This window comes from Vibrio sp. T11.5 (genome assembly GCF_027587155.1).
GTDB classification, from domain to species: domain Bacteria; phylum Pseudomonadota; class Gammaproteobacteria; order Enterobacterales; family Vibrionaceae; genus Vibrio; species Vibrio neptunius.
Genome location: NZ_JAPPTP010000001.1, coordinates 407,718 through 419,581, shown reverse-complemented (window position 1 = coordinate 419,581; position 11,864 = coordinate 407,718). Strand labels below are relative to the sequence as shown.

Here is an 11,864-nt window from a genome sequence, read left to right as displayed (position 1 = left end):
GTACGGTTAATGGATGTTATTTTGGTTGCCAAAACAGCATTATTTTAGGTGTATCACCCATGTTTATTAAGAATTTATCAATCCCGAAAAAGATATCGTTCACTTTTTCTATCATTGCTTTGATTAACATCGTCTTTGGTATCTACTTATCGGTCGAGCTCAAAAACATCAAGTCAGAGTTGCTTAACTACACTGATGATACTCTTCCAGCGATGGAGCGAGTAGATGCCATTCGTGATGATATATCTCGTTGGCGCAGGTCTCAGTTTGTTGCCTATACCTTTGAGAATAGTGGCAAAGTGGCTGAGAAAATTGCCAGTAATATTCAAGAAAGGGAACAGATTGCGCGCAAGCTTGATGCTTACAGTAAAACGCTTTGGCCTGGTGAAGAAGAACAGACTTTTAACAAGCTAATGCGTGAGTGGCGTGATTACCTGAAGATCATGGATCGCTACAACCAAGCTATGTTAGCGAATGATAAAGCGGCCGCTCATCCAATCTTGGCCAACTCTCTGCCAGAGTTTATAAGTTTAGACAATGAACTTTCCAAGCTTGTTAAAATCTTAAAGCAAGCGATGGATAGCAATAAAACTCACATACTTAAGTCAGTTAATGACCTCAATGTGTCCAGTATTATCAGTAACCTGACGATCCTTTGTATTATGATCGCAGTGACGATTGTATTGACTCGTTTGATTTGTGGTCCATTGAACTTAGTCGTGAAACAAGCGAACGCAATCGCGAAAGGTGATCTTTCTCATTCTATCGACCGCAAAGCCATTGGTCATGATGAACTGGGTACACTTGCCGATGCAACCAGTAAAATGCAGGACGATCTGCGTGATGTTATTCACAGTGTGATTGCAGCGGTAACGCAACTTGGCAGCGCGGCAGAAGAAATGACACAAGTCTCGGAGACATCTGCATCGGGTATGACTTCTCAGCAGTTACAAGTGACTCAAGTTGCGACTGCAATGACAGAAATGAAAGCGGCAGTTGCGGATGTCGCACGCAATACTGACGATTCTGCTGAGCGCGCTAATTCCGCTAATCTTCGTTCTAGACAGGGTGTTGAAAACATCAAAACCATGGTGGCTGAGATTGAAAACGTTTCAGACATTATGCAAGAAGCTGGCAAGAAAGTGACTGAGCTTGAAGAGCAATCGAATCAAATCACTATGATCGTTGATGTAATTCGTGATATTGCGGAACAAACCAATCTTCTTGCACTCAACGCGGCCATTGAGGCGGCGAGAGCGGGTGAACATGGACGCGGTTTTGCAGTTGTGGCCTCAGAGGTGAGAACACTTGCAGGAAGAACTCAAGAGTCAACCAGCGAAATCGCCGAGATCATTCAGCAATTACAATCACTAACCAAAGAAGCCAAGTCGACCACCAATGATTCGATTTCGTCGATATCTAAATGCGTCGAACAAGGCACTCATTCTGAAGTGATCATGACTGAAATAGAGTCCACCATCTCAGATATTTCTGATATGAGCACTCAAATTGCGACAGCCTGTAATCAACAAGATTCCGTTGCTGAAGAGCTAAATCGAAATATTGAAAGTATTCACATGTCATCAGAAGAGGTTGCCCAAGGCGCAGAGCAAACTTCTCAAGCATGTCGTGAGCTTACACAGCTTTCACATTCCCTTCAAAAAGTCATGACTCGTTTCAATCTGAATTAATGCCAATTCACTAAAGCCCTGAACTATCAGGGCTCATTCAATCATTGTCTCAATTTGTGCATTTGAGGACCTATGCTAATAAAAAAATCTTTGTTGTCTATGGCTGTGGCGACGGCTGTGTTGACCCCGTCAGTCAATACGCTAGCTGCGCCCAGTTCGTTAACTCACCCTGTCTCAAATGAAAGCCAGTTGGCCAAAACCAATGCATGGTTGGAGGTAAACGTCGCGCAGTTCAATAAAAATATTGATCAATTCAAATCACACCTAAGCGAGAAAACTCGGTTTTGTGCGGTAATGAAAGCCGACGCATACGGCAACGGCATTGAAGGCCTTATGCCAGCTATACTGGCACAAAACATTCCCTGTGTTGCCATTGCCAGTAACATTGAAGCAGAAACCGTACGAAATAGCGGATTTACGGGTCAACTGATGCGAGTTCGTGCAGCCAGCCTGTCTGAAGTAGAGAGCGGTTTGCATTTAGATATTGAAGAAATGATTGGTAGTGAAGAGCAAGCAAAAGCGCTCTCTGAGTTGGCGTTGAAGCAAGGCCGTGATATCAAAGTTCATCTTGCCCTCAATGATGGTGGTATGGGCCGTAATGGCTTAGACATGAGCAATAAAAGTGGTGAAACAGCGGCTGTACGCATTACTAAACAAAAGGGGGTATCAATCGTAGGTATCATGACTCACTTCCCGAGTTATGATGCAGATGATATTCGCGCAAAGCTGGTTACTTTTGAGCAACACGTATCTTGGCTGATAAAAAACAGTGATGTGAAGCGTAAAGATGTTCTGCTCCATGTGGCTAATTCATATACGGCACTGAATGTACCTGAAGCTCAGCTAGATATGGTTCGCCCTGGGGGCGTGTTGTATGGCGATCTGCCAACAAACCCTGAATATCCGTCAATTGTATCATTTAAGACACGTGTGGCTTCGCTGCATGCGTTGCCGAAAGGCAGTACAGTTGGTTACGAGAGCACATTTGTGACAAAAAAAGACAGTGTGTTGGCGAATATTCCGGTAGGTTACTCAGATGGCTATCCACGAAAAATGGGCAACAAGTCAGAGGTACTGATCAATGGTCAGCGGGCTAAGGTGATCGGAGTAACCTCGATGAATACCATGATGGTTGATGTGTCCGATATTAAAGGGGTTCTCCCCGGAGATGAAGTCATACTGTTTGGCTCACAAGACAAGCAGTCTATCTCAATTAGTGAGATGGAAAATCATGCGGAGCTTATATTCCCTGAGCTTTATACGATTTGGGGGAATAGCAACCCAAGATTTTATATTAACTAAAATGTTAATCGGAAAGGCAAAGTCAGCTTTGCCTTTCTACTGATTAAACTTCAAAAAGATAATAGTAGCTGTATCCTACAAGTAGTGCTGGTACGGCAGTATAAATGCTGGCGACGAGAGCGGCTTTCGGTGCCAGAGCAATGGCAGGGAATAGGGCATCACCATCATTTGAAATCGCGTTGGCTAATTGAGCAGACAGTGGTACTGCTCCAGATATATATAAACTGGTCACCAGAATTTGCGGTCCACATCCAGGCAGCATCCCAACCGCTAAGCCCACCATTGGCATCCATACTCCCCAACCAGAAAACGTGGTGGCTAAATCGATGTGGCCAAAGAAAGCGATCAATTCGAACGCCATAAAGGCTAAAATAACCCACGCTGTAACGAAGTTGGTATCCTGAGCTGCTTTCTGTAAAGGATGTGAAGAAACGGTTTTCTTATCTTCTGATACGGTTGACTGGTAGTCCTTAATTTCTTTTGTCAGCGACCAAAGCAGCATACTCAAAATGATCAGCCCAGCCCCAAGCCACTCAATGCTCATAGCAGGTAAAGAAAGCAGTTGATTGATATCGACTTGAAATGAACCCAATACCGCTACCACAGTCGCAGGAATGATGAGCCACTTCCAGAAGGCCCCTTGCAGGTTGATAGCTTTCTTCTCGAAATGGGACTGCTCATTGTCACTGCAACGACAGTTGAACTTTTCCGCGATCGCCGATTTTACTGTCGGACGCAAGAAATCATCTTTATGGACAGCGTTAACAACCCAACCAGAAACGCTGCCTACGACAATACCCATTCCGACGACACCTAGTCCGATGTCCGGTTTACTGGCAAGCAGAAGGAAAGCGGCGTCGCCCATAGTCGAAGCCAATACAGCCACTATCGCGCCAAACCCAACTCGCCCGCTGACAAACTGAGTGGTGACGATAATGGCGCCGCCACATCCGGGCAGAGCACCTAGCAAAGCAGCAAAAAAAACCTGATAGCTACGTGAGCTCTGGTATAGGTTAATCAGCTTACTCTCCTTGTTCATCCACAGGGAAACGTAGTGATAGATGACCAGAGTAAAAGCGACGTACGCAGACACTGCCCAGAACGCATCAGACAGAGTGGAAACAGTCACTTCACGTGTGGTTTCGTTCAATACCAGTGCCAGTAGAGTTACAGGCAGAAGAAGGCGCTTATAGGCAGGCCGAAACTGGGAAAAAGACAGCCAATCTGGCAATGAGTGAGAAAGTCTTATCGAGTCCATTGGGCTTTAAATGCAAATACGAATAATTCTCAATATATTGTAATCATGATTATTTGCAACTAAAAGTTGTGATTTGCACTTTTCTTTTTGCTAACTCATGACAAATTTCAAAATTCAGGTAAAGTATCGGCCTTTGTGAGTAATTGCCCAATACGGGCCTATTTAAGTCGTAGTAGGAAATAAGATGATTCTAGTTGTAGGTCACAAGAACCCTGATAGTGATAGTATCTGTAGTGCATTGGTAGCCACTGAACTGCTAAAAGCCCGTGGCGTTGAAGCAATGCCGATTCGCCAAGGCGAAATCAACCGTGAAACACAGCACATTCTTGAAGTCGCAGGTGCTGAAGTTCCTGAACTTCGTACCTCTGTTGCTGGTGAGAAAATTTGGTTGGTTGACTACTCAGATCTAGCACAAGCACCGGATGATGTGGCTGAAGCAGAAATCTTAGGTATTGTTGACCATCACCGCCTAGGTGATGTTATGACTGTCAACCCAATGGAAGCGTGGATTTGGCCTGTTGGTTGTACGAACACAGTACTTTTCAACATGTTTAAAATCGAAGGTCATGAGATCTCGCCACAAATCGCTAAGCTAATGATGTCGGCTATCCTGTCTGACACCGTCGGCTTTGCTTCTCCAACTTGTACACAGAAAGATAAAGATGCTGTTGAAGAGCTAGCGAGAATTGCCGATGTATGTGACGTTGACGCTTTCATCAAAGATCTTCTTATCGCAAAAACAAACATCGAAGGTCTTTCTGCGGCTGAGCTTGTAGAAAAAGATCTGAAAGGTTACCCATTTAACGGTCGTGATGTAGTTGTCGGTCAGGTTGAACTTGCGACTTTAGAGCAAGTCGACGGCATGATTGACGCGCTGGAGTCTGATCTAGAACGCCGCTGTGCTGAAGAAAGCCTAGCCTTTGCTGCAGTCATGCTCACTGACATCACTACAGCTCAAACTCGTCTACTATACAAAGGTGAGTGGGCTGAGAAACTGACTCAGCATGAAAAAGATGGCATGCTGATGATGGAAAACACGCTAAGCCGTAAGAAGCAAGGTTGGCCTTGGCTTCAGACTGAACTGGCTTAAATCGTCAGTGCAATAACAAAATTCGACGCCCACGGACTTCCGTGGGCGTTTTATTTGAGGAGTAAGGAAATGTCAGAACCACTTTCACCGCAGCAGATTGAATCAGTGCTTAAAATGCGTGAAGATGAGCGCCTGAAGTACACAGTCAAAGAAATCGCGAAGCATAGAAAAGTATGGATTCTTACTGATGAACACGGCTGTGTCATGCTCAACACTGAAGATGAAGATTGTGTGCCTGTTTGGCCTCACGAAGAGTTTGCCAATCAATGGGCAACAGGCGATTGGGAACACTGTAAAGCAGAGTCGATTTCAACTGCAAAATGGTTTAGCCGCTGGACTTACGGTCTTGAAGACGATGAACTATCCATCGTGGTATTTCCAAACCAAAATGAAGAAGGTTTGGTGCTCTACCCGGATGAGTTCGAGTTTGAACTAAAAAAGCAGGAAAATAAGCGTTAATTTCCCCAGATTAATATCCAGCGAGCTGGAACAACTCTCCAGACTTCGAGATAGCGACGGCTTCGCTGAGTAACCCTTGACGTTGATACTGGTCTAAAATCTTCTTAGCGAGCTTTTTCACTTGAGCTCTCTCCATTCCTGGTATTAACGTTGGATCGTACAGCATTTTCAATAGAATGATGTCCAAAGGAGAAAGAAGATCCTCGGGCGTTTCATCATTGAAAATTGAGGGGTAGGCTGAGTCGGCATCATTGGGCAAGCCCATCACCTGGGTGATTTCTTCTACGATACAAGCCAATAGCTTTCCATGTTCTCTTGCTTGGTCGACGGGGATAATGACGGCCGCAGAATCAATCTCACTCGTGGTTTGGTTTATTCGATACCCCGCCTTGCAAAGTGCGCCACGAATGTTTTTCAGCGCACTTGGACCGATTTCTCTTTCGATGTCTTTTCGCCATTCTGACTCACGGGTATAGATCCAGACAATATTGGCCTGTTCTCTACTGGCGACTCGTTCTATTGGGTGGCGAGTTATCGATGAGAGGTCTCTCAGTTGAGCATTGGTGAGTTCATCATGAAGATCTTGGTCAGCTACCTTGTGCTCAACCCAAACTTTGATCGGTTGCTTCCACTTGACCAAAGGTTTATTGCCTGCTGAATATTCGTTCTTTAGGGCGACGTCCAAAAATGCCTGGTTGATAAAGCTGGGATCTAACCACGTTTTGGTTGTGGTGTACGCAAGTGCAGGGCTGAGTAGCAGTAAACCAAATATGAATCCAATCGCTATCCGTAGCATGTGGGACTCCTGTCAATCTTAAAACCGATTACTTAAAGCAGGTCGCTTTGTTGAAGTGGCTTTCCACCATACGTTGAGTGATGATGTGGTCTGGGCAGCTCAAAATCTGCTGAGTTTCTCCAGCCTCGACCACCTCACCATTATGCATAACCATCACTTTATCCGTGATGTGTTTAACGACCCCGAGATGCTGCGATACGTAGATAAACGATACGCCCATCTCTTCCTGTAGTTCTAAGAATAGATTAATAATCTGGGAACGCATGGCCATATCAAGACCATTGAGTGCTTCATCTGCAACAATAATCGAAGGTTGAAGAATCAAAGCGCGTGCGAGACATATACGCTGTTTTTGGCCTGCGGCTAGCATTTGAGGGTAAAAATACGCATGTTCTGGAAGTAGTCCAACCCGAAGCAAGACATCTTTGACCCGTTTCATACGTGCATCAGGCGTCATATTGGTGTTACGTTTTAAAGGACCTTCAAGAATTCGCCCAATTTGAATGCGTGGATTGAGAGAGGTATTGGGGTCCTGAAATATCATCCGGATCAACTTGCAGCGAGTTGAATAATCTTTGTGCTCTAAACGCTCCCCATTGACACGAATTTCACCGGCTGTGGGTTCTACTACACCTGCTAACATCCGTGCTAGTGTCGATTTTCCAGAACCATTTTGACCAATGAAACCAAGGGTTTGGCCTGCTTCAAGTGTAAAGCTGACAGGCTTAACTGCTTGATGGACTTTTTTTCGAAACAAACCGGATCGAGTAACGAACTCTTTGCCCAGACCATTGACTTCTAGCAGCGCACTCATACTTTCTTCTTCTCCATATTGAGCGGGAAGTGACAGGCGAACTTGTGATTTTTAACCTGTTTTGTCATTGGCATTTCAACACATTGCCTTTGTGCATACGGGCAACGTGGCCCGAGGCGGCAACCGATAGGCAAATGTTGTAATGGTGGAATACTTCCGGGTAGAGACTGAAGTTTTTCTTTGTGGGGGATCCACTCACCAAAGTCAGGCATCGCCTTGAGTAAAGCCACTGTATAAGGGTGCTTAGATTTCTCTAGAATCTTTTTCGTATCTGCTGACTCGACCGACTGTCCACAATACATAACGGTAATTCTAGTTGCCCACTGAGTGATGGTGGTAAGATCATGACCGATTAACATTATCGAAGTGTTGTTGATCTGATTCATGCGACTAAGCAGCCTCAGGATCTGAGATTGTGTGATTGGGTCGAGGTCATTGGTCGGTTCATCAGCGATCAGGAGCTTAGGTTTGGCCGCAATAGCCATGGCAATCATTATCTTTTGACATTCACCATCTGTTAACTCATATGGGTAACTCGACATGATTTGTTCGTGATTTTTGATTCCAACCTTATGGAGCAGGGCAACCGCTTGTTTTTTTCGCCACTGAAAACGTTTCCACCATTTTCCGCTAAAAGAATGAGCTGGAATCGACTCAATCAGCTGTTTTCCGACCTCATCCGAAGGGTCGAGACAAGTGGAAGGTTCTTGAAAAATCATTGCGATATCGCGCGCTATGACCCTGCGTCGCTCTTTCGGTGTTAACTGGAGTAAGTCAACATTGCCAAGACGCATCCGGTCGGCGGTCACTTTCCAGTTTTCTTTACAGACACCAACAATGGCTTTGGCAACTAAGCTTTTACCTGACCCGGACTCGCCTACTAAACCACGAATTTCACCCTCATTCATGGTCAGGCTCATTCGATCTACCGCCTTCATCAGCCCTTGAGGTGTCTCAATTTCAATCGTCAGGTGGCGAATATCTAGTAATGGCATTATTCAATCCCCGCATTGAGAGCTTGACGAACCCCTTCACCCACCAAGTTTATGACGATCACAATAAACATAATGGCAAGACCGGGAAGTGTCACCGTCCAAGGTGCTAAATAGATCAGTTCTACCGAATCACCGAGAATGGCTCCCCATTCGGTACTTGGAGCTTGCGCGCCTAAACCGAGGAAACCCAGCGCAGTAATGTCCAAAATAGCAATGGAAAGAGCGAGAGTTACCTCGGACGCAACCACCACTAAAATATTCGGTAAGATGGAATTCCAGAGTAGATAAAAGTCATTTGCGCCATCGAGACGTGCCGCCATGATGTAGTCTTTTTCCACTTCAGTGTGGACCGCTATGTAAATCGAGCGGACAAACCTTGGGATCAATGCAAGGCATATCGCAAGTAGGATGTTAAACTCACCAAAGCCTAAAAATGCGACAAAAATAATGGCCAGTAGTAAAGAGGGGATAGACATAACCGTGTCGAGTAGATGGTTAAGCGTACTCGATACTAGCCCTTTTGTCATTCCCGCTAAAATACCCATTAGACAACCTACAAATGTTGCAATGAGTGTGATGATAACCGCAGCACCGAAGGTTAATTGTGAGCCTTCAATGAGACGGGAGAGAATATCTCGACCTAAATCATCGGTACCGAGGAAGTACTCGACTGTGCCTGCTGGATCCCAAGAAGGCGGGACTAATAACTCACCGGCTTGTGCATGAGGGTCATGCGGTGTCAACCAAGGAGAAGTTATAGTGACCAGTGTTATTAAGACAAGGCACCACAATCCGAACATGGCCAGTCCATTGGCACGATAACTGCGCCAAAAACGCTCAAACTGAGTCGGGATCTGTTCTTCCTGATATACGTTATCGGTTAACATACCACTCTTTCCTTACTAACGGATTGACCATTGCACCGATCAAATCTGAAAGAATATTAGCGGTCAAAACCAAAGTCGCGACCACAATAACGCCTGCCTGGATCGAAACGTAATCTTGATTGGACAACGCATCTAGAAGCCAGCGCCCAATACCAGGCCAATTAAAGATCGATTCAGTGATAATGGCCAGCGTCAGCATACTTGAAAGCTGAACACCTATCTTGGGAATAATAGGTGGTATCGCGTTCCTCAATACGTGTTGAGTAACAATCTCATGTGTTGAAAGACCTTTAATGCGAGCGGCTCGAATGTAGTTTTGCCCCATGACCTCAGCGACCGAAGCTCGCATTAAGCCAATGACTTGAGTTGTGGGGGCTAGCGCTAACACCAGACAGGGTAATATTAAGTGTTCGAGAACACTTTGTAGGGCATGGGCGCGATATTCACCACGCGTAAAGAAGGCATCTACGATGGCAAAGCCAGTGACGTGATCGATTTCATAGAGCAGATCATAACGTCCGGCGACTGGCAACATCTCAAAATGAAGTGAAAATGCCATGATCATTAGCAGTGCCACCCAGAATATAGGCGCAGAATAACCGGACATAGAAGTAAAGGAAATCGCTGTATCAATCCATTTTCCTTGTTTCATCCCCGCCAGCGTTCCTATTGGAATACCAATGAGGAGAGAAAGCGTAAATGCAATCAAGCACAACTCAAGTGTGGCAGGAAAGACCAAAGCGAGTTCATCGGCGATTGGAACGCCATTTTTTGTCACCCCAAAGTTAAGATGCATGAGCTCGCCAATGTAAGTTAACCAACCAGGCCAAAAACTTTGAAGAGACCAATGAGAGTTAGGGTCAAGGCGAAGAAGACTAAAGCCCACCATGGTCAGTATCAGTAAAGTAATAATAAAAAGGTTGATGCGTCGAAAGGTATAAAGAAACATTATTTAGCCCTCTCTACTGCATCAAAAGGCTGTGCGTTAAATGGGCTTACCTTGAAGCCCTTCAATGAAGCATCATGCGCTTGGAACTGCATGCCATGACTCAGTGGTATCACAGGAAACTCTTCGTTGAGAATGTTTTGCGCTTGTTTGTATAAGTTGAGACGGTAACGAGGCTTATCGACTTCTAACGCGAGGTCGAGCAGGAAATCAAAGTCGGAGTTACACCAACTGGAGACATTCAAACCGACCCGTTTTGAGTCACACGAAAGCAACGGTCGAAGGAAGTTATCTGGGTCACCTGTGTTGGCAATCCATCCGGTAAGATATAGATCAATATTGGTATTGTTTGCTATGTCAGTGCGATCATAGCGGTCATCTGTAAGCAGGTTGAGTGTAATGCCAATATCTGCCAAATTAGCTTGAATAAGCTCTGCTGTTTTACGAGGGCTCGGGTTATATGCCCTTGGCTCAAGAGGTACTGACATTGTTAGCTCAAGTCCTTTGTCGAATCCCGCATCTTTAATCAGAGCTATGGCGTAATTGCGATCATAGCGAATTTGCACACTGTCTTTGAGGTAAGCCCATGAGCTTGGTGGTAAAACAGAGTATGCCTGACTACCGGTTCCATAATAGACAGACTCCAGAATATTTTGGCGGTTAATCGCGTAGTTGAGTGCTTTTCTTACCCTAGGATCATTGAGCGCGGGATGGGTTGTGTTTACCGCTATAAACGAGATGTTCATTGCTGGTTTAGCCGTCAGCTCAATATCGCTCTGCTTTTCAATAATAGGGATCTGGCTGGACAGAGGTGAGTTCAATACATCACACTCATTGCGAAGCAGTTTAGCTAAAGTACCTGTCCCGCGGTGGGAAATATCGAATACCACTTGAGCCATCTTGGGTCTGCCTTTCCAGTAACCGTTGTGGCGTTTAAGTCTGACTAGGTCGTTGACCTGATAATCATCTAGATAGAATGGTCCGGTTCCAACAGGGTGACTGTCTAGCATGGCTTTATCGTCTCTTAACTCAAGCTGACTTGCATACTCCGCTGAATGGACGACAGCGTGGCTTGTGGCAATGTTAGACAAAAAGGTATTATCCGGACGACTTAGGGTAAAACGAACCTGATGTTTTGAAACAGCTTGAACATTAATCAATAGGTCTTGAAAGTCAATACCACTGAACCAAGGGTATAGACCGCTACCAACGTAATGATAGGGATGAGCGCTGTCGATGATGCGACGGAAACTGAACACCACATCGTCTGCATTCATGGTTCTACTGGGGGTAAACCATGCGGTCGTTTGAAAACTGACGTCCTCACGCAGGTTAAACGTATACTCCGTCCCCGCTTTGTTAACTGACCAACTCGTGGCAAGATTGGCGATGGGTTTGAAATTACTCGAATCTAGCGTTAGTAAGGTGTCGAAAATTTGAGGACTTAGTGTTTCAGACGTAATACCACTGTCCACTAACTGCGGATTGAAGCTAGTTGGCCCACCTTGACCACAGTAGACGAAACCACTTTGACGAATTTTATTGTGATCAAGCTCTTCACCACAGCCAGAAAGTAGCGTGATACCGAAGATACTCAATGTCAGTTGAATGATTGCTTTCATAGAA

Annotated in this window: 11 protein-coding genes; 4 read left to right on the top strand and 7 right to left on the bottom strand. The window is 45.2% G+C overall.

Annotated elements, in window-relative coordinates; translation table 11 throughout:
• Positions 1 to 59: 59 nt before the first annotated feature.
• Together OH455_RS01965 and alr are read left to right on the top strand one after the other, a co-directional pair.
• Positions 60 to 1,691, top strand: a complete 1,632-nt coding sequence (locus OH455_RS01965; RefSeq protein ID WP_269980143.1) for a methyl-accepting chemotaxis protein — start codon at positions 60 to 62, stop codon at positions 1,689 to 1,691.
• A 72-nt stretch (positions 1,692 to 1,763) separates the two neighbouring features.
• Positions 1,764 to 2,993 carry an alanine racemase gene (gene alr, locus OH455_RS01960; protein WP_269980142.1) on the top strand — a complete coding sequence of 410 codons (1,230 nt, stop codon included), beginning with the start codon at positions 1,764 to 1,766 and terminating at the stop codon, positions 2,991 to 2,993.
• Between the two features lie 43 nt (positions 2,994 to 3,036).
• On the opposite strand, the gene OH455_RS01955 is transcribed toward alr, so the two are convergent.
• Positions 3,037 to 4,251, bottom strand: a complete 1,215-nt coding sequence (locus tag OH455_RS01955) for a putative manganese transporter (RefSeq protein ID WP_269980141.1) — start codon at positions 4,249 to 4,251, stop codon at positions 3,037 to 3,039.
• A gap of 184 nt (positions 4,252 to 4,435) precedes the next feature.
• Here OH455_RS01955 and OH455_RS01950 point away from each other — a divergent pair, with 184 nt between their 5' ends.
• Positions 4,436 to 5,341 carry a manganese-dependent inorganic pyrophosphatase gene (locus OH455_RS01950; protein WP_045974402.1) on the top strand — a complete coding sequence of 302 codons (906 nt, stop codon included), beginning with the start codon at positions 4,436 to 4,438 and terminating at the stop codon, positions 5,339 to 5,341.
• Positions 5,342 to 5,410: 69 nt separating this feature from the next.
• Positions 5,411 to 5,800, top strand: coding sequence for a DUF2750 domain-containing protein (locus OH455_RS01945; protein WP_045974401.1), 390 nt, complete (start codon positions 5,411 to 5,413; stop codon positions 5,798 to 5,800).
• A gap of 10 nt (positions 5,801 to 5,810) precedes the next feature.
• Here the strand turns inward: OH455_RS01945 and OH455_RS01940 are convergent, their stop codons facing one another.
• The 6 genes from OH455_RS01940 to sapA are packed head-to-tail and all read right to left on the bottom strand — an operon-like array spanning position 5,811 to position 11,860.
• Positions 5,811 to 6,596 (bottom strand): DUF2927 domain-containing protein, encoded by a 786-nt coding sequence (locus OH455_RS01940; RefSeq protein ID WP_269980140.1) that lies wholly within the window; start codon positions 6,594 to 6,596, stop codon positions 5,811 to 5,813.
• A gap of 28 nt (positions 6,597 to 6,624) precedes the next feature.
• A complete protein-coding gene (locus tag OH455_RS01935) occupies positions 6,625 to 7,410 on the bottom strand; it encodes a peptide ABC transporter ATP-binding protein (protein WP_045974399.1) in 786 nt (261 codons plus the stop codon).
• Positions 7,407 to 8,405, bottom strand: coding sequence for a peptide ABC transporter ATP-binding protein (locus tag OH455_RS01930; protein WP_045974398.1), 999 nt, complete (start codon positions 8,403 to 8,405; stop codon positions 7,407 to 7,409). The genes OH455_RS01935 and OH455_RS01930 overlap by 4 nt, the downstream gene beginning before the upstream one ends.
• Positions 8,405 to 9,292, bottom strand: coding sequence for an ABC transporter permease subunit (locus tag OH455_RS01925; RefSeq protein WP_269980139.1), 888 nt, complete (start codon positions 9,290 to 9,292; stop codon positions 8,405 to 8,407). The genes OH455_RS01930 and OH455_RS01925 overlap by 1 nt, the downstream gene beginning before the upstream one ends.
• Positions 9,279 to 10,241 (bottom strand): ABC transporter permease, encoded by a 963-nt coding sequence (locus OH455_RS01920; RefSeq protein WP_045974396.1) that lies wholly within the window; start codon positions 10,239 to 10,241, stop codon positions 9,279 to 9,281. Before OH455_RS01920 ends, OH455_RS01925 begins: the two co-directional genes overlap by 14 nt.
• Positions 10,241 to 11,860 carry an ABC transporter substrate-binding protein SapA gene (sapA, locus tag OH455_RS01915; protein ID WP_269980138.1) on the bottom strand — a complete coding sequence of 540 codons (1,620 nt, stop codon included), beginning with the start codon at positions 11,858 to 11,860 and terminating at the stop codon, positions 10,241 to 10,243. The genes OH455_RS01920 and sapA overlap by 1 nt, the downstream gene beginning before the upstream one ends.
• Positions 11,861 to 11,864: the final 4 nt, after the last annotated feature.

What these genes read in the sequence shown, in the direction of transcription:
- OH455_RS01930 (WP_045974398.1), bottom strand. Translation starts at nt 8,405, where the DNA reads ATGCCATTACTAGATATTCGCCACCTGACGATTGAAATTGAGACACCT.
- OH455_RS01965 (WP_269980143.1), top strand. Translation starts at nt 60, where the DNA reads ATGTTTATTAAGAATTTATCAATCCCGAAAAAGATATCGTTCACTTTT.
- alr (WP_269980142.1), top strand. Translation starts at nt 1,764, where the DNA reads ATGCTAATAAAAAAATCTTTGTTGTCTATGGCTGTGGCGACGGCTGTG.
- OH455_RS01935 (WP_045974399.1), bottom strand. Translation starts at nt 7,410, where the DNA reads ATGAGTGCGCTGCTAGAAGTCAATGGTCTGGGCAAAGAGTTCGTTACT.
- OH455_RS01950 (WP_045974402.1), top strand. Translation starts at nt 4,436, where the DNA reads ATGATTCTAGTTGTAGGTCACAAGAACCCTGATAGTGATAGTATCTGT.
- OH455_RS01940 (WP_269980140.1), bottom strand. Translation starts at nt 6,596, where the DNA reads ATGCTACGGATAGCGATTGGATTCATATTTGGTTTACTGCTACTCAGC.
- OH455_RS01920 (WP_045974396.1), bottom strand. Translation starts at nt 10,241, where the DNA reads ATGTTTCTTTATACCTTTCGACGCATCAACCTTTTTATTATTACTTTA.
- sapA (WP_269980138.1), bottom strand. Translation starts at nt 11,860, where the DNA reads ATGAAAGCAATCATTCAACTGACATTGAGTATCTTCGGTATCACGCTA.
- OH455_RS01945 (WP_045974401.1), top strand. Translation starts at nt 5,411, where the DNA reads ATGTCAGAACCACTTTCACCGCAGCAGATTGAATCAGTGCTTAAAATG.
- OH455_RS01925 (WP_269980139.1), bottom strand. Translation starts at nt 9,292, where the DNA reads ATGTTAACCGATAACGTATATCAGGAAGAACAGATCCCGACTCAGTTT.
- OH455_RS01955 (WP_269980141.1), bottom strand. Translation starts at nt 4,251, where the DNA reads ATGGACTCGATAAGACTTTCTCACTCATTGCCAGATTGGCTGTCTTTT.